Origin of the sequence: Myceligenerans salitolerans, from assembly GCF_017349295.1 — a bacterium.
Taxonomy (GTDB): Bacteria; Actinomycetota; Actinomycetes; order Actinomycetales; family Cellulomonadaceae; genus Myceligenerans; species Myceligenerans salitolerans.
In genome coordinates this window covers 206,951-231,346 of sequence record NZ_JAFMPK010000047.1, presented here as the reverse complement: position 1 = coordinate 231,346, position 24,396 = coordinate 206,951, and the positions used below count along the sequence as shown (strand labels likewise).

General features: G+C 73.0%; 13 protein-coding genes. 10 read left to right on the top strand and 3 right to left on the bottom strand.

Features of this window, described 5'->3' with window-relative positions:
• Nucleotides 1-219 precede the first annotated feature (219 nt).
• The 8 genes from J0911_RS14540 to J0911_RS14505 all read left to right on the top strand — a co-directional run bounded on the left by J0911_RS14540 (nucleotide 220) and on the right by J0911_RS14505 (nucleotide 19,061).
• Complete coding sequence (locus J0911_RS14540) at nucleotides 220-6,414, top strand: S8 family serine peptidase (RefSeq protein ID WP_207276171.1); 6,195 nt, start codon at nucleotides 220-222, stop codon at nucleotides 6,412-6,414.
• Between the two features lie 269 nt (nucleotides 6,415-6,683).
• Nucleotides 6,684-8,318: a pyridoxal phosphate-dependent decarboxylase family protein gene (locus J0911_RS14535; RefSeq protein ID WP_207276170.1), complete on the top strand. Its 1,635-nt coding sequence runs from the start codon at nucleotides 6,684-6,686 to the stop codon at nucleotides 8,316-8,318.
• Entirely contained in the window at nucleotides 8,318-9,826 is a 1,509-nt protein-coding gene (locus J0911_RS14530) for a lysine N(6)-hydroxylase/L-ornithine N(5)-oxygenase family protein (RefSeq protein ID WP_207276169.1), read from the top strand. Before J0911_RS14535 ends, J0911_RS14530 begins: the two co-directional genes overlap by 1 nt.
• Nucleotides 9,823-12,411: a GNAT family N-acetyltransferase gene (locus tag J0911_RS14525; protein ID WP_207276168.1), complete on the top strand. Its 2,589-nt coding sequence runs from the start codon at nucleotides 9,823-9,825 to the stop codon at nucleotides 12,409-12,411. Before J0911_RS14530 ends, J0911_RS14525 begins: the two co-directional genes overlap by 4 nt.
• The gene (locus J0911_RS14520; protein ID WP_207276167.1) at nucleotides 12,408-14,663 is read left to right on the top strand and encodes a penicillin acylase family protein; all 2,256 of its coding nucleotides are present in this window, start codon (nucleotides 12,408-12,410) and stop codon (nucleotides 14,661-14,663) included. Before J0911_RS14525 ends, J0911_RS14520 begins: the two co-directional genes overlap by 4 nt.
• A complete protein-coding gene (locus J0911_RS14515; RefSeq protein ID WP_207276166.1) occupies nucleotides 14,647-15,282 on the top strand; it encodes a GNAT family N-acetyltransferase in 636 nt (211 codons plus the stop codon). The genes J0911_RS14520 and J0911_RS14515 overlap by 17 nt, the downstream gene beginning before the upstream one ends.
• A 90-nt stretch (nucleotides 15,283-15,372) precedes the next feature.
• The gene (locus J0911_RS14510) at nucleotides 15,373-17,241 is read left to right on the top strand and encodes an ABC transporter ATP-binding protein (RefSeq protein ID WP_207276165.1); all 1,869 of its coding nucleotides are present in this window, start codon (nucleotides 15,373-15,375) and stop codon (nucleotides 17,239-17,241) included.
• Nucleotides 17,238-19,061 carry an ABC transporter ATP-binding protein gene (locus tag J0911_RS14505; protein ID WP_207276164.1) on the top strand — a complete coding sequence of 608 codons (1,824 nt, stop codon included), beginning with the start codon at nucleotides 17,238-17,240 and terminating at the stop codon, nucleotides 19,059-19,061. Before J0911_RS14510 ends, J0911_RS14505 begins: the two co-directional genes overlap by 4 nt.
• Nucleotides 19,062-19,114: 53 nt before the next feature.
• Here the strand turns inward: J0911_RS14505 and J0911_RS14500 are convergent, their stop codons facing one another.
• From J0911_RS14500 to J0911_RS14490, 3 genes are all read right to left on the bottom strand, one after another.
• Nucleotides 19,115-19,966 carry a T6SS immunity protein Tdi1 domain-containing protein gene (locus J0911_RS14500; protein ID WP_207276163.1) on the bottom strand — a complete coding sequence of 284 codons (852 nt, stop codon included), beginning with the start codon at nucleotides 19,964-19,966 and terminating at the stop codon, nucleotides 19,115-19,117.
• Nucleotides 19,967-20,115: 149 nt separating this feature from the next.
• The gene (locus J0911_RS14495) at nucleotides 20,116-21,618 is read right to left on the bottom strand and encodes a lipase maturation factor family protein (RefSeq protein WP_207276162.1); all 1,503 of its coding nucleotides are present in this window, start codon (nucleotides 21,616-21,618) and stop codon (nucleotides 20,116-20,118) included.
• A 24-nt stretch (nucleotides 21,619-21,642) separates the two neighbouring features.
• The gene (locus J0911_RS14490; RefSeq protein ID WP_207276161.1) at nucleotides 21,643-22,614 is read right to left on the bottom strand and encodes a LysR family transcriptional regulator; all 972 of its coding nucleotides are present in this window, start codon (nucleotides 22,612-22,614) and stop codon (nucleotides 21,643-21,645) included.
• 95 nt (nucleotides 22,615-22,709) lie between these two features.
• Here J0911_RS14490 and J0911_RS14485 point away from each other — a divergent pair, with 95 nt between their 5' ends.
• Both J0911_RS14485 and J0911_RS14480 read left to right on the top strand, forming a co-directional pair.
• Nucleotides 22,710-23,711: a threonine ammonia-lyase gene (locus J0911_RS14485; protein ID WP_242636754.1), complete on the top strand. Its 1,002-nt coding sequence runs from the start codon at nucleotides 22,710-22,712 to the stop codon at nucleotides 23,709-23,711.
• Nucleotides 23,712-23,762: 51 nt separating this feature from the next.
• Nucleotides 23,763-24,386 carry an L-threonylcarbamoyladenylate synthase gene (locus J0911_RS14480; RefSeq protein ID WP_207276160.1) on the top strand — a complete coding sequence of 208 codons (624 nt, stop codon included), beginning with the start codon at nucleotides 23,763-23,765 and terminating at the stop codon, nucleotides 24,384-24,386.
• Nucleotides 24,387-24,396 lie beyond the last annotated feature (10 nt).

The following is a 24,396-nucleotide window of genomic DNA, read 5'->3' as shown; positions in this document are numbered from 1 at the left end:
ATCCCTGCACCAGGGGCCGTCATGGCCGCACCGTCCGCCTCGTGCGGCGGTTCGGTCGCCGGCCCCCGGTCACCGCTCCGCGAGTCGCGCGAGGTGCGTGGCGCCGACGACGAAGACGTCCTCGATCGTGGGAGTCGTGGCCGCTGACCGACCCCTCGTCGGACCGTGTGACGGAGCCGAGCAGTTCCGCCACACCGGTCCGGCAGGAAAGGACCCCTGATGAAACTCACAGCCGTCGTGGCGTCACTGGCCCTCACGGCGGGCCTCGGCGTCATCGCCCCTCTCCCGATGTCGGCCGCCGCGCCACCACCCGAACCCGCGGCGGAGGCCCCCGAACCCGACGACAAGATCGAGCCGGCCCTGCAGGAGTCGTTCCGCCAGGACCCGACGGCCGAGTTCTGGCTCCGGTTCGAGAACCACGCGGACCTGGAGCCCGCCAGGAGCATCACGGACTGGACCGAACGCGGACAGTTCGTCTACGACGCGCTCACCGAGACGGCGCAGGAGTCCCTGGCGACGGTCTCCGCGGAGCTGGACGACGCGGGCGTGGAGTACGAGTCCTTCCCCATCGTCAACGCCGTGCTGGTCAAGGGCGGTACCGAGGACCTGGCTCTGGAGCTTGCCGAGAACCAGCAGGTCGCCGAGGTCCACGAGACCCCGGAGGTCAAGCTGGTCGAGCCGGTGCGGCCGGAGCCCGACGCGCCTGCCGTGCGCGCCGCGGAGTCGGACGTCGAGTGGGGGCTGGAGTACATCAACGCGCCCGAGGCCTGGGAGCTGGGCGCCACGGGCGCCGGCATCACGGTGTCCAACCTGGACTCGGGCGTCCAGTTCGACCACCCGGCGCTGGTGGAGAGCTACCGTGGCACGAACCCCGACGGGACGTCCGACCACGACTACAACTGGTTCACGACGCGCGGTGGCTGCGGGGACGTCCCGTGCGACGACAACGGCCACGGCACGCACACCATGGGGACCATGGTGGGCGACGACGGCACCGGGAACCAGGTGGGGGTCGCCCCGGACGCGCAGTGGATCGCGACGAACGGCTGCTGCGAGGAGGCCGGGTTCCAGACGCTGCTCGACTCGGGGTGGTGGCTGCTGGCACCCACCGATCTCGCCGGGGAGAACCCTGACGTGTCGAAGCGCCCGCACGTCGTCAACAACTCGTGGGGCTCCTCGGGCGAGCACGCCTTCTCCGACTTCTTCACGGCGATCGACGAGGCATGGACTGCCGCAGGGATCTTCAGCGTCTGGTCGTCCGGGAACACCTCACCGGCCGCGGCCTGTGACACCGTCTCCTCACCGGGATCCCATCCGGACGCCTACTCGGTGGGCGCGTTCGCCTCGAACGGCGTGCTGGCCGCGTTCTCCCGCAAGGGTGAGGGCGAGGACGGCGCGATCAAGCCCGAGATCGCCGCGCCCGGTGTCAGCGTCCGGTCGGCCTGGCCCGGAAACGGCTACAACACGATCAGCGGGACATCGATGGCGGCGCCGCACGTCGCGGGTGCCGTCGCCGCGCTGTGGAGCTACGACCCGACCCTCGTCGGACAGATCGACCGGACGCGCCGTCTGCTCGCGGAGTCGGCGGTCGACGTCGACGACACCTCCTGCGGCGGGACCGCGGAGTTCAACAACAAGTACGGTGAGGGGCGCCTCGACCTCGTCCGGCTCCTCCAGCTCGCGCCCCGGGAGGGTGGCTCGCTGACTGGCGTCGTCACCGCCGGTGGCGAACCCGTGGCCGGCGCCGAGGTGACGATCGACGGCCCGTTCCACCGCACCGTCGGCACCACGCAGGACGGCTCTTTCTCCGTGCACCTGCCGGAGGGGGACTACGCGCTCACCACGACGGCGTTCGGTTACGTGCGCTCGTCGACGGACGCGACGGTCACGGTCGGCGAGGACACCGCCCTCGACATCGTGCTCACGACCGCACCGACGCACGACGTGAGCGGGACGGTGCTCGGCGAGGACGAGCAGCCCGTCCCGGAGGCGGAGGTTTCCATCGGGGGCACACCGCTCGATCCTGTCCGCACGGGTGACGACGGCCGGTTCACGATCCCGGACGTCCCGGAGGGCGAGTACGCGCTCGACGTCCGGCCGAACGCCTGCTTCTCGCCCACCACGGTCCCGCTGACCGTGGGGCCGCAGACGGATCCGGCCGAGGTCCCCGTCGCGCGCGTCGTGGACGAGGGCGGCTACACCTGTGCCGTGTCCGAGGGCGAGTACCGGCGTGGCACCCAGAAGGTCGAGTACCCGAGCGGGATCTGGGCCCAGGTGCCGCTGCCGTCGCCGATCACGCTCTACAACGGCACCCACGACACCCTCAACATCGGTCGGCGCGGGGTCATCTCCGTGGACGACACCATCGCGGGCCCCGGCCACGGTGGCGCGGGAGTCTTCCCGTTCTACACCGCCAGCCCGCTGCGCACGGACACCGGTGGTGTGTACACGGCGTCCACCACCGTGGACGGGGAGGACGCGTTCGTCGTCGAGTACCGGGACATGGTCGTCTGGGGCGGTACCAACTGGCCGCGGGAGTCGGAGGGCACGGTCAGCTTCTCCGCGACGTTCACGCGGTCCGGGAAGGTGATCGTCGCCTACGGCGACGGTGTCGGCGGCGACGACCCGCTGACGGCCGGCCTCGTCACGACGACGGGTATCCAGGGCTGGGAAGGCGTGGACGGCATCCGGTTCTCGGAGAACGCCCCGGTGCTCCACGACGGCCTGGTGGTCACCTACGACCTGCCCGACTTCGGGTACCTCGACACGACGGTCACCGACCGGAACGACGGGCTGCCCGTGGAGGGAGCCACCGTGGCGATCTCCGACGCGGACGGTCTGGTCGAGAGTTTGACCACCACCTCCACCGGTGCCCTGCGTCGACAGCTGCCCGTGGGTGACTACACGATGACCGTCTCGGCACCCGACTACGTGACCGAGTCCCACGAGTTCTCCGTCGACGAGCTCTACGACCGGACCACGGTCGAGGCCCGGCTCGCCACCGGCGTCGCCGACCTGGCGGCCGACGGGCTGGACGCCGTGCTCGGCACCGACCAGAACGGCTCGGGGTCCCTCACCCTGACGAACACCGGCTCGGCGCCCGTCACGTACGACCTGGGGGAGGCGGAGCGCCATCCCGAGCTGGACGCGGACGACGCCACGGCCCGCACCAGCACGGGGGCGGACAGTGCGATCGACCTGACCGCCTGGAACGAGGCGGCGGCCGCGGCGCGCGGGCAGGAGTCCTCGGCGGCGGAAGGCCCGACGAAGGACGCGGACGCCGTGGCGGCCGCGGCCGACGAGATGGGCACCCACTCCGGCGGCGACGTCATCACCCGGATCCCGATCCCCGGCGATCCGGACGAGAAGGAGCCCACCGGACTCGGCTACGACGGGGACGTGTGGGTCCACGACTACGAGGCGCGGACCAATACCGCGTACACGGTCACGGGAGCCAGCACCGGCAAGGAGTTCGCGGCCGGGTGGAACCCTGACTACCGGGCCTTCGACCTGGCGTTCGACTCCCGGACGGGAGAGATGTGCCAGATGGAGGACAGTCCTGCGAGCTTCATCCACTGCTTCGACCCCGACACGGGGGAGAAGACGCGGGAGATCGCCGGAGCGTGGTCGAACACGCAGCTGACCGGGCTCGCCTACGACGCCAACCGGGACGTCTTCTACGTGGGCGGCCGGGGCGTCGGTGCGATCGGGACCGTCGCCGGCACGTCGCACGAGACACCGGGGGAGTTCCTCTCCTACTGCTCGCCGCCGCTGCCCGAGGTGATGGGCCTGGCCTACAACGAGACGTCCGACACGGTCTGGTACTCCGACCGGGCCGTCAACCGCCCGAGCAGGCTGCTGCAGGTCGACCCGGCCGACTGCTCCCTGGTCAACGCGTGGTGGTTCCCCGGCCGGCTGCTGCGGCAGGGTGGCGGTCTCGCCACCGACGCCACGGGTGCCCTGTGGGCGACCGACCAGGTCGCCGACGAGGTGCTGCTCGTCGACGTCGAGGACGACCTGCTCACGGACCTGCCCTGGCTCTCGTTGTCGGCCACGGGCGGCACGCTCGCGCCGGGTGAGACGACCACCGTCGACGTCACCCTGTCCGCGGACGACCTCGAACCGGGCGTCCTCGGCGGGAACATCGTGGTGACCTCGGACGCCGGCCGGCAGTCCAAGGAGTACGTCCCCGTCACGCTCACGACCACCGAGTTCCAGGTCGGGGTGAACGCCGGAGGACCGGCGTACACCGACGAGCACGGCTTCGACTGGTCGGCCGACCAGAAGTTCGACGACGGGTCCTGGGGCTACCAGGGCCGGACGCGGCGGGCCTGGACCCACCGCTCGGTGGACGCCACGGCGGACGACGCCCTGTTCCGGTCCCAGCGCACCACGTGGCGGAAGGACCTGCGGTACGAGTTCGACGACGTGCCGGAGGGCACGTACCTGGTGGACCTCGGCTTCGCCGAGATCGGGCACGTGGCACCGGGCCGGCGCGTGTTCGACGTCCTGGTCGACGACTCGCTGGTGCGGTACGCGTACGACGCCGCCGGAAGGGTCGGCAGGAACACCGCCGACTGGCAGACCGCGGTCGTCGAGCACTCCGGGGGTCCGCTCACCGTGGAGCTCCGGGGCGCGCTGGGACTGCGGCCCCCGAGTCTCGCGGCGCTCCGGGTCACCCTCGACCCGCGTGCCGCCGAGACGCCGGCACCGGAGCCCGAGCAACCGGAGCCGGAGGAGGTGCCGGTGGCTCCCGCCGACCGGTCCTACACCGTCGCGGAGACGACGAACCTGTACCGTCAGGGCACCACGAACACGGGATGGTCGGGCCGCCTCGGCTGCGGGGTGCTGTGGTTCGGGTTCGACTTCCCCTTCTACGACACGTCGTGGGACGGGGTGTGCGTCGCGATGAACGGCATGCTGACGTTCGACCGGAGCCGGACCATGACGGCGAACACGGAGCTGCCGACGCGGTCGCCCGCGGACGCGATCTATCCGTTCTGGGACGACCTGGTGGTCGACGACGAAGCGGGGATCTACGTCGGCGTCACGGAGGTGGACGGGCTCGACGCGCAGATCATCGAGTACCGCGACGTCACCTTCTACGACGAGCCGTCGGAGCGCGTGAGCTTCTCCGTCACGCTCGTGGCGGACGGGCGCATCCAGCTCGGCTACGGCGATGGCTTCGGCGGCGAGAACCCTCGGACCCACGGGGCGTCCGCCACGGTGGGCGTCGAACGGCTCGACGGCCTGCGGGCCCAGCAGTACTCGTTCGACGAGCCGGTCCTGACGGCCGGGACGGGACTGGAGTACGTGCTGCCGGCGTCGGGCACGATCGAGGGCGAGGTCACCGACGCGAACGACGGCGAGCCGGTCGCGGGGGCGATCGTCACGCTGACGGCCGACGACGGCAGCTCCCGGACGATCACCGCGAACGCGCAGGGGCTCTGGAAGGCCCAGGCGCTGGTGGGTGACCACACGGTGGAGGTCCGGTCACCGCACTACGAGACCGTGGCGGACACGGTCACCATCGCCGCGAGGGACCAGGCAGAGGTGTTCGACACGGCGCTCGCCACGGGGGTCGCCGAGATCTCCGGGGACGAGCTGGAGTGGCTCCTCGGCCCGGACGGGACCGCGTCCTCGGAGCTGACCGTGACCAACACGGGCTCCGCCCCGATGGAGGTGGAGCTCACCGAGCAGAGCAGGGACGAGGACGGGGACCCCGAGCCGGCCGACCTGCCCTGGCTCGCGATGTCCGGTGACGCGGCCGACGAGACGGTCGAACTCGGCGTCGGGGAGTCCACCACGGTCACCGTGGCCGTCGACAACGCCGGTGCCGATCCGGGTCTTCTCGTCGGTGACGTCCTCGTGTCGTCGACCGCGGGCCGGTCCCCCGAGCAGTACGAGCGCGTCCGGATGGCGACCTCGGCGTACTGGCTGGGGATCGACGTCGGCGGCCGCGGGCACGTCGGGACCGACGGCTTCGTGTGGTCGGCGGACCGGGCGTTCCGGCCGGACACCGGGGGATGGGGCCACGTCGGCGGCACGAAGCGTGCTACCCGGGGGGCCATCGACGGCACGGAGGACGACGACCTGTTCCGCACCCAGCGGACCGGCCGCACGTTCCGCTACGTGCTCGAGGACGTCCCCCAGGGCGGGTACCGCATCGACCTCGGCTTCGCCGAGTTCAGCCGGCTTCCCCTCGGGACACGGAGCTTCGACGTACTGGTGAACGGTGAGGTCGTGCTCTACGAGTACGACGTGCGGGCCGAGGCGGGCGTGCTGACCGCCGACGAGCGCTCGACCACGGTCGAGCATCCGGGAGGTGACCTGACGGTCGAGCTGATCGGCGAGACCGGCAAGCGCCACCCGATCCTCAGCTCCCTCGCGGTCCTGGAGGATCCGCGTCTCTGACGCGGCCGGAACGCCCGCGGCGTGACCCCTCGCGATCCGGGGGGTCACGCCGCGGTGCGCCGTCGGCTCGGACCCACGTGTGGACGGCGAGCCCTGCACGGCTCCCGTCCGGCCGACATGACGTCGCGGGGTGACGTCCCGCACAGTGTGCACCTGTTGGACAGAAGTGAAGTGTCGGCTAACTTAGGCCAGGCACACCTAAGTAGCGCCATGACGGCGAATCCGGGAGTGCCATCCGTCCTGTCGGTCCCACCCGAGGAGCCTCGCGCATGTCCTCACCCCTGCCCGCCACAGCCCGCAGCGCCGCCACCGGGCCGTCGTCGTCCGGTGCCCGGCCCGGCGGTTCCGGGCACGACCCGGCCGCACTGCTGCGCGGCGCGACCGCCGTCGAGTACGCCCGCGTCACCCGGGCGGTGGTCGACGACGTCGCCCGGCGCGTGGCGACCGTCACCCAGCCGTTCACGGGGGCGGGGCGGGCGGAGCTGGGCGAGCGTTGCGACGCGGTCGACCTCGACGCCCCGGGGATCGGGACCGAGCAGGCCCTGGCCGAGGCGGCCGACCTGTACGCGGGCAACGCGGTGTGGTTCCACCACCCGGCCTACGCGGCGCACCTGAACTGCCCGGTCGCCGTCCCGGCCGTGGCGGCCGAGGCGATGCTGGCGGCGATCAACACGTCGGTCGACACCTATGACCAGTCGGGCGCCGCGACGCTCATGGAACGCCGCCTGGTCGACTGGACGGCGGGCAGGATCGGTTTTCCCGTCGGCAGGGACGAACGGGGCGAGCCGGCGGGCGCCGACGGGGTCTTCACCTCCGGGGGCACGCAGTCCAACCTGCAGGCGCTGTTCCTCGCCCGGCAGCGCGCGCTGGAGGGCCTGACCGGCGCCGAGCGTGCCGTGGCGCAGTCCCGCCTGCGGATCCTGGCCACGGCCGCGAGCCACTTCTCGGTGGCCAAGGCCGCGCTGCTGCTCGGCCTGTCGGAGGGCGCCGTCGTGGCCGTGGACGTGGACGACGACGGTCGCATGGACCCCGATGCGCTCGGTCGTGCGCTGACGGACGTCGCCCGCGCGGGTGACACCCCGATGGCGGTCGTGGCGACCGCGGGCACCACCGACCGCGGCTGCGTGGACCCGATCCTGCCGGTCGCGGACCTGGCCGACGCGACCGGCGCCTGGCTGCACGTGGACGCCGCCTACGGCTGCGGCCTGCTGGTCAGCCCCACCCGGCGCGGCCTGCTGACCGGGATCGAACGGGCCCGTAGCGTCACGGTCGACTACCACAAGGCGTTCTTCCAGCCGGTGTCCTCCAGCGCCCTGATCGTGCGCGAGGCCGCCGACATGGCCCGCGGCTCCTGGCACGCCGACTACCTCAACCCCGAGCGGGAGAACGGCGAGCTCAACCCCGACCCGAACCAGGTCGGCAAGTCCTTGCAGACCACGCGCCGCTTCGACGCCCTGAAGCTGTGGGTCACGCTGCGTGCGCTCGGCGCCGACGGTCTCGGCCGGCTGGTGGACGCCACCTATGACCTGGCGGCCGCCGTGCACGCCGATCTCGCCGGCGATCCCGAACTGCGGCTGGTCGCACGGACCGACCTGTCAACCGTGATGTTCCGGTACGAGCCGGACGGTCTGGAGCCCGAGCACGCCGACGACCTCGTGTCGCAGGTGCGTCGCGTCCTGTTCGACTCGGGGCGCGCGATCGTGGCCAAGACGGTCGCCGACGGTCGCCCCTGCCTCAAGCTCACCCTGCTCAACCCCGACATGACGCTCGACGACGTGCGGGCGGTGCTGGACCTGGTGCGGTCGGCCGCCCAGGGCCTGCTGGCGGGCGAGGAGCTCGCGGGTCTCGACGTGCCGCCGTGCCGGGACGTGCACCCGCGCCTGACCCGGGAGGAGACCGACTGATGCGCACCTACGACCTCGCCGGGGTCGGCATCGGCCCCATGAACCTGGGGCTGGCCGCACTCGCGCAGCCGCTGGAGGACGTGGACGCCGTCTTCCTGGACCAGCGGGCGGACTTCTCCTGGCATCCGGGGATGCTCATCGAGGGCACCACGCTCCAGGTGCCGTTCCTGGCCGACCTCGTCACGATGGCCGACCCGACCTCGCCCTACTCGTTCCTGGCGTGGCTCAAGGAGACCGGGCGGCTGTACCCCTTCTACATCCGCGAGTCCTTCTACCCGCTGCGTGCCGAGTACGACGCCTACTGCCGCTGGGCGGCCGCGCGGCTCGCCGAGGCCGCGCCCGGCATGCTGCGCTGGGGCCGGCGCGTGACCGCCGTCGAGCACGACGCCGCCGCCGACGTGTTCGTCCTGACCGCGCAGCTCGCCGGCCACGACGGCGTCACCGAGGAGAAATACTGTGCCAAGCACCTGGTGCTGGGCACCGGGACCACGCCGCGGCTGCCCACCGTGCTGCGGAACCTGGCCGGCGCCGGGCCCGTGGTGCACACCGGCAACTACCTGCCCAGCCGCGACGCGCTCGCCGCGGCCGGCTCCGTGACCGTGGTGGGCAGCGGGCAGTCCGCGGGGGAGGTGTACCGCGACCTGCTCGAGGGCCTCGCGACCGGCACCGGGGGAGCGAGCCCTTACCGCCTGGACTGGGTCACGCGCAGCAGCCGGTTCTTCCCCATGGAGTACACCAAGCTCACGCTCGAGATGACGTCGCCCGAGTACACGGACCACTACGTGTCCCTCCCGCAGGAGCTGCGCGACCGGCTCGGCCGCGAGCAGCGCTCCCTGTACAAGGGAATGAGCGGCGACCTCGTCGACGACATCTACGACACCCTCTACCGCAAGTCCGCGCTCGGGACACCGCTGCCCACCACCCTCCTGTCCGACTGCGAGGTGACCGCCGCCCGGCTCGACCCCGCCGCGGCCGGCGGCACCGGCGAGTACGTCCTGACCCTGCGCCACGCCCAGACCGGCCAGGAGGCCGAGCACCGCACCCGCGCCGTGGTCGCCGCCACCGGATACGCGCACGCCACCCCGGAGTTCCTCGCCCCCGTGCTGGACAGGATCGACCTGGACGCCCGCGGCCGCCTCGTCGTCCGGCGCGACTACACCGTCGACGCCGAACGGCGCGTCTTCGTCGCCGGCGGCGAGGAGCACACCCACGGCGTCACCGCCCCCGACCTCGGCTTCGCCGCCTGGCGCGCCTCCGCCATCCTCGCCCGCGTCACCGGCCGGGAGCCCTACCCGATCGAGCACCGCATCGCGTTCCAGACCTTCGGGCTGGGTTCTCCGGAGCTCCGTTCTCCGGAGCCGCCGGGCTCCGTCCCTGCGGGCGCTCCCGCGTCGCGTCCTCGTGCCGTCGCCACCGGGCCGGCGGCCCGGGACCGGCTGAGTGAGCCCGGACCTGACCGACAGCGGCTGGACTGGGACGTCCTGTCCGGCGAGGAGGCGGCACGATGAGCGACGCGAACGACACCACGACCTTCCGCACCGCGACACGCGTCGGGGAGATGACCGTCGAACCGGCCGACCCCGCACGCGACGCCGCCCTCCTGCACGGCTGGCTCACCCACCCCGCCTCCCGGTACTGGGAGATGGGCGACCTCACGCCCACCCAGGTGCGCGACCACCTCACCACCGTAACCGGCGACGACGCGCAGGACGGCTGGCTGCTGCGCCACCAGGGCACACCGATCGCCTACGCCGAGACCTACGACCCCGCCCGCACCGTCCTGGACGGCCTCCCGCCCGACGTCCTCGACCACCGCCCCGGCGACCTCGGCATGCACGTCCTGGTCGCGCCCCCACCACCCGCCCAGGGCCCGCGACCCCGCATCCCCGGCCTCACCGACGCCGTCATGACCACCGTCCTGCGGTTCTGCTTCGCGGCGCCCGCCCGCCCCGCCGCGCCCGCCCCCGCGCACGGGAACGGCCGCGGCGCCCTGCGCGTCGTCGTCGAACCCGACGCCCGCAACAGGCCGATCCACGCGAAGAACGCCGCCGCCGGGTTCCGCGTCCTGCGCGACGTCGACCTCGTGACCGACGGCCACACCAAACGCGCCCGCCTCAGCGTCTGCACCCGCGACGACTTCGCCGCCTCACCCCTCGGCGACGGCACCGGCCCCCTCGGCGCCGAACCGGCCGCACACCTGCGCCCGGCGCTCGCGGACGCCGCGCACCGGCACCTGGTGGCCAAGGCGCTCGCGGAGTTCACGCACGAGCGCCTGTTCCTGCCCCGGCCGTCGGACCCGGTCGCCGCGCTCGAGGCAGCGCGGGAGGTGACCCACGACGATCCGCGCGAGTACGTCCTCGTGCTCGACGACGCCCGGGGACACGGACGGGTCACCTACCGCTTCAGCGCACGCCGCTACCCGCTGGAACACTGGGTGATCGACGAGTCCAGCCTGCGGCGCACGCGTGCGGTCCCGGACGGCGGACCGTCCGGAGCCGACGAGCGGCAGGCGCCGGTCGACGCACTGGAACTCGTCGCGGAACTGCAGCCCCTGCTCGGCATCCCCGAAGACCTGCTGCCGACCTACCTGGAGGAGCTGTCCTCCACGCTGGCCGGGGCGATGGCGAAACGGGAACGAGAGGCGCTGGGCACGTCCCCGTCGTCGCCGGGACTGGTGGACGCGCTGGCCGGAGCCGACGCCGCCGGCGCCTTCCAGGCCGTCGAGTCCGCCATGACCGAGGGACATCCGGGCTTCGTCGCGAACAACGGACGCATCGGCTTCTCCCTGTCCGACTACCGCGCCTACGCGCCGGAACGGGCCGCCCGGCTCCGGCTGATGTGGCTCGCCGCCCGGCGGGAGCACACCCACCTGTCGCTCGGCGCCGGGCAGAGCGAACCCGCGCTGTACGGGACGGCGTCGTCCGCGGCGGAGCTGTCCGGCGCCGAGCGAGCCGCGTTCGCCGACCGGCTGACCGCCCGCGGCCTGGACCCCGGCGACTACCTGTACCTGCCCGTGCACCCGTGGCAGTGGGAGCACCGCGTGGCGATCACGTTCGCCGCCGACGTCGCCCGCGAGGACCTGGTACCCCTGGGCCCCGGCGCCGACGAGTACACGCCGCAGCAGTCGATCCGCACCCTGTTCAACACCACCCGCCCCGACCGCCACTACGTCAAGGTCGCCACCGCGATCCAGAACATGGGCTTCCTGCGCGGACTGTCCCCGAAGTACATGCGCGACACCCCCGCCGTGAACGACTGGGTCGCCGACGTCGTGACCGGCGACGAGACGCTACGCCGCGCCCGCTTCGAGATCCTGCGCGAAGTGGCCGCCATCGGCTACACCGGCGACGTCTACCACCGCACACGCGACAACAACCCGTACCGCAAGATGCTCGCCGCCCTGTGGCGCGAGTCGCCCCTGCCGCGACTCGCCCCCGGGGAGCGCGTCGCGACCATGGCGGCACTGCTGCACCGCGACACGAGCGGCACCGCGCTCGCCACCTCCCTGATCCGAGCATCCGGCCTGGACGCCGCACACTGGGTACGGTCCTACCTCGACGCCTACCTCTACCCGCTCGTGCACTGCCTCCTGGCCCACGACCTCGCCTTCATGCCCCACGGCGAGAACCTCGTCCTCGTGCTGCGCGACCACGTCGTGACCCGCACCTTCATGAAGGACATCGGCGAGGAGACCGCCGTGCTCGGCCCCCGCGCCCTGCCCGCCCCGGTCCAACGCGTCCGCGCCGTCGTCCCCGACGACGAGAAGGCGCTCGCCGTGTTCACCGACATGTTCGACGGCGTGCTGCGCCACCTGTCCGGCATCCTCGCCGCCGACGGCGTGCTGCCCACCGCACGGTTCTGGACCATCGTCGGCGACGTCGTCGACCGGCACCACGACGAGCACCCCGCCGTCGCCGCCCGCCACGGCCGCGAACTCGGCGTCGACCTGCGCGCCCAGACCTTCGCGCACTCCTGCCTCAACCGGCTCCAGCTACGCGACACCCGCCAGATGGTCGACCTGACCGACCAGGCGTCCTCGCTCATCTACGCGGGACGACTGACCAACCCGATAGGAGCTACGGTGCCCGCGTGACCCCGCCGCACGACCGACCCCAGACACCCCCCTTCGAGCTCTACCGCGACACGCACGGCATCCCGCACGTCCGCGCCGCCACCGAGCAGGCCCTCGCCCACGGGCAGGGCTACGTCACCGCACTCGACCGCGCCGACCAGATCGAGACCGGCCGGCACCGCGCCGAGGCACGCCTCGCCGCCCGGATCGGCCCCGACGGCCTCGACTGGGACCGCTTCGCCGTGCGCGTCCGCCTCGCCGACACCGCACGGCGCGTCACCCGCGCCCTCGCCACCCCCGACCGCGAATGGCTCGCCGCCTACGCGCGCGGCGTCAACGCCGGACTCGCCGCCCAGGGCCGCGACCACCACGCCTGGCAGCCGTGGACCCCGATCGGACTGTTCCTCGTGGACCACGTCCTGTTCAACGGGTTCCCCGCCGTGCTCTGGCGCGACCACGTCACCCGCACGCTGGCCCCGCACTTCCCCGGCGTACCCGCCGGCACGCTGGCCGGGTGGTTCACGTCCGACGGCGGCCCCGGCGCGAGCAGCGCCTCCGGCTCCAACGCCTGGGCCATCGCACCGGACGCCACGGCGTCCGGCACCCCCCTCCTCGCCGGCGACCCGCACCGCATCCTCGAACTGCCCGGCACCTACCAACAGATCCGGCTCGCCTGCACCGCCGAGGACGACGACGGCGACGACGTCCCCTACGACGTCCTCGGCCTCGCATTCCCCGGCGTACCCGGCGTCCAGCACTTCGGCTACGCCCAGACCCCCGGCCGGCCGGGCGGCGTCGCCTGGGGCATCACCAACGCCATGGCCCACCACGTCGAGGTCTTCGAGGAACGCTTCCGCCGCGGCCCGCACGGCGGCTGGGAGGCCCACGGCCCCGACGGCTGGGAACCCGCCACGAGCGGACACGAGACGATCGACATCCGCCACACCGGCGCCGGGCCGGCCGGCCCCCGGAGCGAGTCCGTACCGTGGATCGAAACCCCCCGAGGAGTATGGATCGCCACCCGGCGCGACGACACCACCACCGACACGGACGCCCGCCATTTCACCATCCGCTGGCCCGTCCGCGTCCTGGCCGACGCAGGCGTCCCCGCATGGCGCCGCCTCCTGCGCGCCCGAACGGCCCGCGACATCGCCACCGCGTTCGCCGACTCCTGGGTCGACCCCGCCAACCGGGTACTCACCGCCGACTCCAGCGGCGAGATCCTCAGCCTCACCGCCGGCCGCATCGCCGAACGAGCCCCCCACGAACGCATCCTGCCGCTCCCCGCCTGGACCGACGCCGCCCGCCAACGCCCCTGGACCACCCTCCCGCAACCCACCCCCGTGACCACCGGCGTCGCCGTCGACGCCAACGAACGACCCACCACCCCACCCGCAGCGACCACCCCCGGCCCCGCCGACAACCGCCCCGACCGCGAGGCCCACGCCCTGGGCTGGTCCTACGCCCCCCACCGCGCCGACCGGATCCGACACCTGCTCGCCCACCCGCCCGCAGACGGAGAGACCCCCACCACCCAGCACCGCATCCACGCCGACGTCTCCAGCGGCGCCGCCCTCACCCTCATGACCCACCTCGGCACACCCGAACCACTCCGAGCCTGGGCGGCAGCCGGCGCACCCATGGGCGCCGACAGCGTCGACGCCGCCACCTTCACCCGATGGCGCGACGCGATCATCCACCACCTCGCCGACGACCCCCGCCTGGCACCACTGCGCCCGGCCCACGACACGACCCGCACCCGGTCACCGTACGGCGCGATCTACGCCCCCTGGTTCGTCCCCGAAGCCGCCATCGGCTCCGGCCTGCCCCACCTCCTCGACACCCTCGACATCGACCCCCCGCACCCCACCCCCCACCACACCACCACCTGGGGCGACCTCCACACACTCGCCCCCACCACCCTGCCCGGCGGCCCACCGCTCACCCACCCCACCCCACCCCTGGCCGGCGACAACGACACCGTCCGATGCACCGGCAGCACACCCGGCGTCTCACCCCACGGCGCTCGCGGCTCGGTCGCCCGGTGGATCTGGGACCTCGCGGACCGCCGCGGCAGCCGGTGGGTCGTGCCGTTCGGCGCCAGCGGAGTCCCGGGCGACCCGCACACCGCAGACCAGCACGAGACCTGGGCCGCCGGCGGCACGGTCCCCGTCGAGACCGACTGGGAGCGCCTCGAACCCGTCGACCTGGCCCCGGCAGGGACCACCCCGCCCACCGACCACGGAGAGAAGACACATGGAAGACCGGACTGAGACGGTCCCCGCCCCACGTCTCCTGCACGGCACCCGGGGCGCCGAGGTCTGGCGCACGACGACGCCACGCGGCGCGATCGCCGTCCACGTCCTGGACCCGGTCGCGGACCTCGACGTCCTGCACGCCTGGGTCACGGAGCCGCGCGCCCGGTTCTGGGGCCTGGGTGACCTCACCCGGGACGAGCTGCGGGAGACGTACGAGTTCGTCGACTCCCTGCCCACCCACAACGCCTACCTGGTGCGCTGGGAGGGCACGCCGGTCGCGCTCGTCCAGGCCTACCACCCGGAGGACGACCCGGTCGCCGCCGCCTACCCCGTGGCCGACGGCGACCTGGGCCTGCACTTCTTCCGGGCGCCCACGCTGCCCGAGCACGCCGGTGGGGGAGAGGAGGCCTGGGGCGTGCTGGGTGCGGCGCTGACGGGCTTCCTCTTCGCCGGACCGGGCACGCGGCGGCTGGTCGGGGAGCCGGACGCGAACAACGCGGCGGCGCTGGCCCGGATGACCATGTTCGGCTTCGAGACGGGCGAGCACGTCCACTTCGAGTCGCCGAACGGCCCGAAGGACGCGGTGATGGTGTACCTCACCCGCGAGAGGGCGGGCCTGGAGGCGGCGTCCTGAGGCGTCCGTCGGCAATAATAGTGTGCCAAGCGCGCTCGACGACGGTTCGCCCGGGCAAATGACTTGCCGCGCGGTGGGATAATTGAATCGATGCCATCGACTCCCGCCGGATCCACCCTGTCCACGTTCGCATCGATTCGACGCCTCCATCCGTACGTCCGGAGCGCCATCCCGCCCCTGGCCGGAGGGCTTCTGTCCGCCCTCGGCGCGAGCCTCGCCGCCCTCGCGATCCCGCACGTGCTGCAGTACGTGGTGGACGGGCCGCTCGCCCGGGGCGTGGCCACGCACGACTGGACCGGTCTGGCCTGGTCCGTCGTGCTGGTCCTCGCGTTCGGTCTCGCCGAGGTCGGCCTGGTCGCGCTGCGCCGCAACCTCGTCATGTTCCCGGGCACGCGCGTCGAGCACGCGATGCGCATGGCGATGTTCCGGCACCTGCAGGACCTGCCCGCCGCGTTCCACGACAGGTGGCCCGGCGGCCAGCTCCTGTCCCGGGTGATGGCGGACCTCGGGCTGCTGCGGCGGTGGCTCGTCTTCGGTCTGCTGCAACTGGTGCTCAACGTCTGCACGATCGCGGTCGGGGTGGGCGTGCTGGTCGCGACCGCGGGTTGGCTCGGTCTGGTCTATCTCGCCGGTGCCCTGCCGGTCGTGGTGATCGTGTTCCGCTTCTCCCGCAGGTACCGGGTGATCTCGCGTCGTTCCCAGGACCAGTCCGGCGACCTGGCCAACACCGTCGAGGAGTCGGTCCACGGGATCCGGGTCCTGAAGGCCTTCGGCCGCGGGAGCGACGCCCTGCACTCGTTCACCGGCCAGGCGGACACCCTGCGCCGGACCGAGCTGCACAAGGCGGGCGTCGACGCCCGCCTCATGGCCGCCCTCACCCTGATCCCCGAGCTCACGCTCGGCGTCTGCCTCGTTCTCGGGGTCTGGCTGACCGGCACCGAGCAGATGACCGTCGGCGACCTGGTGCTGTTCTTCGCCACGACCGCCGTCGTGGGCGGGCCCGTGGTGGACCTCGGCATGAGCCTGTCGATGACGATCAACGCCCGCAGTGCCGTCGACCGCTACTTCGAGGTGATGGAGACCGCGCCGGAGCTCACCGACCCCGAGCGTCCGGTGGCGCTGCCCGCCGACTCACGGGGCCACGTCGCCCTGCGGGACGTGGCGTTCGCCTACCCCGACGCCGGCCACCCGGACCGGGCGGTCCTGCGGCACGTCGACCTCGACCTGCCGGCCGGGACGACGACCGCTCTGGTCGGCCTCACCGGTTCCGGCAAGTCCACGCTCGCGATGCTCGTTCCGCGCATCTACGACGTCACCGGGGGACAGGTGCTGCTCGACGACGTGGACGTGCGTGACCTCGCCCGCCACGACCTGCGCCGGCACGTCGCCGTGGCGTTCGAGGACCCGACCCTGTTCTCCGCGTCCGTCCGCGACAACGTGCTGCTCGGCGTCCCGGAGTCCGGTCCCGGGGCGGTCGGCGAGGCCGAACGGGACCGGCGCATGCACGAGGCACTGGAGGTCGCCCAGGCCGGGTTCGTGCACGACCTGCCGGACGGCGTCGACACCCGCATCGGCGAGGAGGGCCTGTCCCTGTCGGGCGGCCAGCGGCAACGTCTCGCCCTGGCCCGCGCCATCGCCGCCCGCCCCCGCGTCCTCGTGCTCGACGACCCGCTCTCCGCGCTCGACGTCACGACCGAGGAGGCGGTCACCAGGCGCCTGGCGCAGGTGCTGCACGGCACGACCACGCTCGTCATCGCCCACCGGCCCTCCACGGTCGCCCTCGCCGACCGCGTCGCCGTCCTCGAGGACGGCCGGATCACCGCGGTCGGGGCGCACAGCGAGCTTCTCGCCACCAGCGCCCACTACCGCCACGTCATCTCCAGCCTCGAGGAGGACTACGTGTCGCACGACCACCCCGGCTCGGCCGTCACGCCCGCCGACGAGGAGGTGAGCGCGTGAACACGCCCGCCCCCCGACGCCGTCCCACGGATGCCGCCCACGACGACGAGACCCGGTTCGACCGCCTCACGTCGCGTGCCGTGCGGCGCCGTTCCATCGGCCTGCTCCGTGACCTCCTGCGCCCGCACGTGCGCCTGCTGGTCTGGGCGGCAGTTCTCGTCAGCGCCTCCAGTGCCGCGCAGGTGGCCGGCCCGTGGCTGGTCTCCCTGGCCATCGACGTGGCGCTGCCCGCCCTGCCCGGCGACGTCGTCCCGCTGGCCGCGGTGGGGGGCGCCTACCTGGCCGCCGCCGTGCTCGCCGGCGTCGCCATCGGCACCTACCGCCGGGTAGCCGCCAGGATCGCCCAGAACGTGCTGCTGGACCTGCGCCGCCGCGTCTTCCGTCAGACCCAGCGGCTCAGTCTCGAGTTCCACGAGTCCTACACGTCGGGACGCATCATCTCCCGCCAGACGAGCGACCTCGAGGCCCTGCGCGAGCTGCTCGACGGCGGCCTCGTGGGCGTCATCTCGTCGCTGCTGGTCATGCTCTTCACCGCCGTCGGCCTGACGGTCCTGGACCCCGTCTCGGGACTGGTCCTGATGACGGGGTTCCTGCCCGCCTGGTTCCTCATGCGCTGGTTCCGGAAGCACTCACAGGCCGCCTACCGCGAGCAGCGCACCTGGTCCGCCCGGCTCATCGTGAAGTTCGTCGAGACGATGACCGGGATCCGCGCGGTCCAGGCGTTCAACCGGGAGGCCACCACCGAGGCCGAGTACGACCGGATCGGCCAGGCATACCGTGACGCCAACCTGCGCATCTTCGGGATCAACGGCCGGTTCGCCCCCGGTCTGCTGCTCATCGGCAACGTGACCGTGGTCGTCGCGCTGGCGGTCGGCGGGTGGCGGGTGCTGGAGGGCACGCTGGCCGTCGGCGTCCTGGTCGCGGTGCTGCTGTACGTGAAGCGGTTCTTCGCGCCGATCCAGCAGATCGCCATGTTCTACAACGCCTTCCAGTCCGCGGCGGCCGCGCTGGAGAAGGTGTCGGGACTGCTGGCGGAGGAGCCGACCGTCGTCGAGCCCGCCGAACCCGTCGACCTGCCCGCCCCACGTGGCGAGCTGCGGCTGGAGGGGGTGCGCTTCGCGTACGGCGACGGACCGGTGGTGCTGCCGGGACTGGACCTGACGATCCCGGCCGGTCAGACGGTGGCCCTCGTGGGTACCACCGGTGCCGGCAAGTCGACGATCGCCAAGCTCGTGACCCGGTTCTATGACGCGACGGACGGCCGGGTGCTGGTCGACGGCGTGGACATCCGTGACATCGCCTCCCCGGTGCTGCGCCGCAACGTCGTGATGGTGACCCAGGAGGCCTACCTGTTCAGCGGCTCCGTGGCGGAGAACATCGCGCTGGGACGGCCCGACGCCACCCGCGAGGAGATCGAGGCCGCGGCGCGCGCCGTGGGCGCGCACGAGTTCGTCACCCGGCTGCCCGAGGGGTACGACACCGAGGTGAACAAGCGGGGCGGCCGCGTGTCGGCGGGGCAGCGGCAGCTGCTGTCCTTCGCGCGGGCTTTCCTGGCCGATCCCACGGTGCTGGTGCTCGACGAGGCGACGTCGTCCCTGGACCTGCCCGGGGAACGGCTCGTGCAGCGCGGCCTGCAGACCCTGCTCGCCGATCGCACCGCGATCATCATCGCGCACCGGCTGTCCACCGTCGAGATCGCCGACCGCGTGCTCGTGCTGGAGCACGGGCAGGTGCTGGAGGACGGCAGCCCCGACGAGCTGGTGAGCCACGGCGGCCGGTTCGCCGCGCTGAACGCGGCGTGGCAGGACTCGCTGGTCTGAACTCCGTTCGTGCCGCCGGCCGGGGGCCGGGCGCGGCGGCGGGGGGCGTCCGATCAGGCGAAGTGGCGCGCCCGCCGCGCGGCCGGTGCGGTGCGGTGGGAGCCGGTGAGCGTCGTCTCCGGCGGGACGTGCGACGGCGGCGCCCACGACGGCAGCGGGTCCGGCACCGCGCGCGGGGTGGCCGCGCGCTGGGAGGGCGCCGGATTACGCGGCTGCGCGCCGGAGAAGCCCGCCGCCGAACTGGTCGGCGGCGCCTGGTAGGCCGGCGCGGGGTTGCGCGGGGCCGGGTTGCGCGCGGCCGGGGCCTGGGGCGTCGGCGCCGACCACACCTCCGGCGTGTACGGCCGTGGCGTGTACAGCTCGTGCGGAACCCGCGGTGTCGGTTCCGACCAGGCTCGTGGCGTGTACGCTGCCGGCGCGGCGTGGGCCGCGGGCCGTGAGTGCTGTGCGGGCGGTGTCGGCGCGGCGGGCAGGGCCGGCGTCGTCACGACGCGCAGCTCGTGGTGGATCCGGCCGGAGAGGCTCGCGGCGATCGCGAACCGCAGCGGCGTGAGGTTCTCCACCGCCATGGATCCGGTGACGGCGGGCGGCGGGACGAAGGCGAAGACCTCGTCGTCGGCCAGGCTCAGGCCTCGTGCGCGGGCCTGGTGCAGGGTCTCCTCCAACAGGTACTCGGCGCGTCCGTCGGCCGACTCGAGTTCCCCGAACATCTCGTCCATGGTGCGCCATCGCCGCTCCAGCGTGCCCTCGACGGTGTCCAGGAACCACCACCCGGTCGGCGACTCCAGGAACATGTCGCCGAAGCACGAGGCGAATCTCGGGACCTGATCGGTGATGCCGAGCCAGCCCCACGAGGCGAGAGCGAAGTCGTAGGCGACGGGGGTGAACTCTCGGATCAGGTGCACCCCTCGATGTTGCCATGATCACACTCCGAAAAAAAGGACTGCGGGGGACATATCTCTTGCGGCCGAAACCCTTTCACCAGTGCGTGGCACGTTGGCGGTGCTCACGGCGTGCTCACGGGGCCGCGAGATGGGGGAAGCCCCGTGCCGTGTCACCGGTCGGAACGGTCGGAGCGGTCGAGGCGCATCGGTGGCACGGCGACGCGTGGCGCCTCGCGCACCCACCAGTGCCCGGTCTCGGCACGTTCGGCCGGGGTGGTGTACCGGTAGTGCCAGGCGACCGCGCGGACCCACCGTGGGCGGGCGCCGCCGAAGGGATCGGTGCGCAGCAGACGCAGCGTCGGCGGATCGGCCTCCAGCAGGCGACGCAGCAGCACGGTGAACCAGCCGGAGGCGTGGCCGAGGGGCAGGAACCACATCTGCCAGTCGAGCCGCAGGTGGTAGGGCGCCCACTGGGGCGGCCGGCGCGCCGGGTCGCCGGGTTTGCCGCGGAACTCGTACTCCCGCCACGCCCCCGTGTCCGGATCCTCGGCGTCCGTGCCCTCGACGACGATCTCGATCCGGCGCTTCGTCATCGACCCGAACGCCCCGTAGGCGTTGACGAGCCGGAACGGCTCGAACGAGGCGTTCATCCGTTGACGCGGGGAGGCGAGATTGATCGTGGGGCGCACCGACAGGACGGCGAGGAGCAGCATCGCCGCGCTCACCACGGCCACGTAGGTGGCGGGCACCGCGGCCGTGCCGGCGCCACCTGCGGGTCCCGCGGTGTCGGGCAGGGGCAGGCCGGTCCAGCCCAGCAGCCATGCCCAGGTGCCGTCGGAGACGACGCCGAGACCCAGCAGGATCGTCGCCCAGTTCAGCCATGCGAAATTGCCCGTGACCACGAGCCAGCCCTGTGTGACGACGACGGCGAGCCCCGTGACGGACGCGAACGGCTGCGGCAGGAACAGCAGCCACGGGAGCAGGAGCTGGGTCACGTGGTTCCCCACCACCTCCACCCGGTGCCACCGGCGTGGCAGGTGGTGGGCGTGCCACGAGAACGGGCCGGGCATCGGCTGGGTCTCGTGGTGGTGGTCGAGCGCCGTCAGGTCGCGCCAGGAGGGGTCGCCGCGCCACTTGATGAGACCCGCGCCGAGCTCGACGCGGAACAGCAGCCAGCGCACGGCCAGGATCGTCAGGACGGGCGTCGGGACGCCGTCGGACAGGCCGAAGCCGCCCGCCGAACCGAGGAACGCGACGACGAACCCGGCCTCGCACAGCAGCGACTCCCAGCCGAACCCGTGGAACCGCCCGCCCGCGTTCACCACCGACAGGTAGCCGAACCACAGCGCGCCGAAACAGAGCACGGGCACCCACCAGTCGCCGGCCTGCGGCAGGCCGACGACGACGGCCCCGCCCAGCGCGACACCGCACCAGGCGACGGCGGCGAGGAACCGGTCCGAGTAGTGCACCCGGAAGACGCTCGGCCCGTCCCGCCAGGTGGTCGCGGCCAGCAGCCGTGGCGCGGGGGTGAGGCCGTGCTCGCCGCTCAGCGGCCGGAACTGGCGCAGGACAGCCCAGAACGCGACCACGTAGAGTGCGCCGAAGCCGCGCTGGAGCACCTCTCGTGCGACGTCGTAGTCGGTCGTGGACCACCAGGTCAGCCAGTCGGGCACGGCGAGACTCCTCGGGCTCGCGGGTCAGGAGGCCGCGGCGAGCTGGTCCTCGTCGGCGAGCTGGTCCTCGTCGGCGAACCGCCGCCCGACGGCGGCGAGCCGCGCGATCAGCTCACGCGCCGGCGGGGTGGGTGCGCCGATGGTGAGCGCCATGATCCGCCGGATCGCACCGGGGAGGGGAGCGGTGACGACTCCTGGGTCGCGGTGCGCGCGCAGCGTGAGGGCGGGCACCGTGCTCACACCGGCGCCCGAGGCGACCAGCGCCTGGATGGCGACGTAGTCGTCCGTCTCGAACGCGATCCGCGGGGCGAAGCCCGCCTGTGCGCATCGCGCCAGGAGGTCGGCTCGGCAGCGTTCGCACCCGGCGATCCAGTCGGCGTCGGCCAGGGTCGCGAGGCCGGGCGGGTCGCACACGCCGCCCGCGGCGTCCGCGGGCGCGTCGCCGACCGAGCGCACGAGGTGCACGGGTTCGTCGAAGACGTCGGTCACCTCGAACCGGGACAGGTCCTCGATGCTGCGGGTGTGGGCGACGTCGGTGTGCTCGAACACGAGCGCGACGTCGACCTTCCCGGCGCGCAGCGCGTCCACGGCCTCGGGCGGCTCGGCCTCGAGGAGGCTCACGGCCAGGCCGGGCAGGTCGTCGCGGAGGTTCGCGACGGCGGCGGGCACGATCGTGGCGAGCGCGGAGGGGAACGCGGCGAGGCGCGCACGGCCGGCGCGCATCTCGGCGAGGGCCTCGAGCTCGCGTGCGGCGCCGTCCACCCGGGCCAGGATCTCCTCCGCGCGGTCGGCGAGGAGGCGTCCGGCCTCCGTGAGACGGACGCCGCGGCCGGCGCGCTGCAGCAGCGGGATCCCTGCCTCGGACTCCAGGCGGGACAGGTGGTGGCTGACCGACGGCTGCGCGTAACCGAGCGTTCGGGCCGCGGAGGTCACGGAGCCGGTACGGGCGACGGCGGCGAGCACGCGGAGCCGGGTCAGGTCGAGGTCTGCGGGCATGGCACCAGCCTACGCCCTTTGTATCGGTTATCGCTATGCGTTACGACGAAACCTCGTATTGGACCTATGTGTCTCCGCCGGGCAGAGTGGTCCGCATGACCGCCGCACCGATCGCCGTGACCACCGCCGCGCCCCCGGGGATGCCCGATGTGCTCTCCGCGCACGTGCGCATCGAGCACCTGGTGGTGCGCACCCCGGCCACCTCGTACGCGGAGCTCGACGCCGCCACGGGTGCGAGCGTCGTCGTGAAGCACGAGAACCTTCAGCACACCGGCTCGTTCAAGGTGCGAGGGGCGCTCAACCTGCTGCTGTCGATGACGCCGGAGGAACGTGAGCGCGGCGTCGTCGCCTACTCCACGGGCAACCACGCCCAGGCGCAGGCGTACGCCGCGCGGTACACGGGAGCGCCGGCCACCATCGTCATGCCCGCCGGGCCGAATCCGCCGAACCCCCTCAAGGAACGTGCGGTGCGGGCGCTCGGTGCGCGCGTCGAGCTCGCGGGGCAGTCCCTCACGGAGGCCGCCGGCCATGCCGCACACCTCGCCGCGCGCGACGGCGCCCGGCTCGTGTCCGCGGCCGACGAACCGCTGCTCATCGCCGGCGTCGCGACCTCGTATCTCGAGCTGCTGCAGCAGGCACCCGACCTCGACGCGGTCGTGGTCCCGGTCGGCGGGGGATCGGGCGCGGCCGCCGCCTGCCTCGTCGCGGCGGCGATCGCGCCGCACGTGGAGGTGATCGGCGTCCAGTCCGACGCCGCGCCGGCCGCCCACGACTCCTGGCGCCGCGGGGAACTCGTCGAGCGTCCCGCGGCCACGCGTGCCGAAGGTCTCGCGACCGGCGCCGGTTTCAGCCTCACCCAGGCCGTGCTGCGGGACCGGCTCGCCGACTTCCTGCTCGTGTCCGACGACGAGATCGGCGCCGCCCAGCGCCGCTACCTCACCGCGGCGCGGACCGTCGCCGAAGGGGCGGGCGCGGCAGCACTGGCCGCCGTCGTACGGTATCGCGAGCGCTTCGCCGGCCGCCGCGTGGGTGTGGTCTGCTCCGGCGGCAACGCGTCCGACGCCGAACTGCGCAGGGCCCTCGACCTCGCCGGTTGACGACGCGGCGCCGGACGGCGGGGCCCCGGGGCGGGGGAGTAGCGTCGGACCATGGCCCACTACCTCGAGGTCCACCCCGTCGACCCGCAGCCGCGCAGCATCGGCCAGGCCGTCGCCGCACTGAACGACGGCGGCCTCGTCGCCTACCCGACCGACTCCGGCTACGCGCTGGGCGCCACGATGGGCAACCACGACGCCGTGCGCCGCATCCGCGAGATTCGTCGCCACGACGCCCGTCACCACTACACCCTCGTGTGCGCGGACTTCGCCCAGATGGGGCAGCTCGTCAAGCTCGACAACAGCGCCTTCCGCGCCATCAAGGCCGCGACGCCGGGCCCGTACACGTTCATCCTTCCCGCCACGGCGGAGGTGCCGCGTCGCCTCGCGCACCCGAGGAAGAAGACGGTGGGGGTGCGGATCCCCGATCACCGGGTCGTGGCCGCGCTGCTGCGGGGCCTCGGGGAGCCGTTGCTCTCCTCCACCCTCATCCTGCCCGGTGACACGGAACCTCTCACGGACGGCCGTACCGTCAAGGACATCCTCGACCGGGCCGTCGACGTCGTGCTCGACGACGGCCGGGCGGGCGTGCCCGAACCGACCACCGTCGTGGACTGGTCCGGGGGCTTCCCCGACGTCGTGCGCGAGGGCGCCGGCGATCCCGAGCGGTTCCGGTGACGCCGCGGGG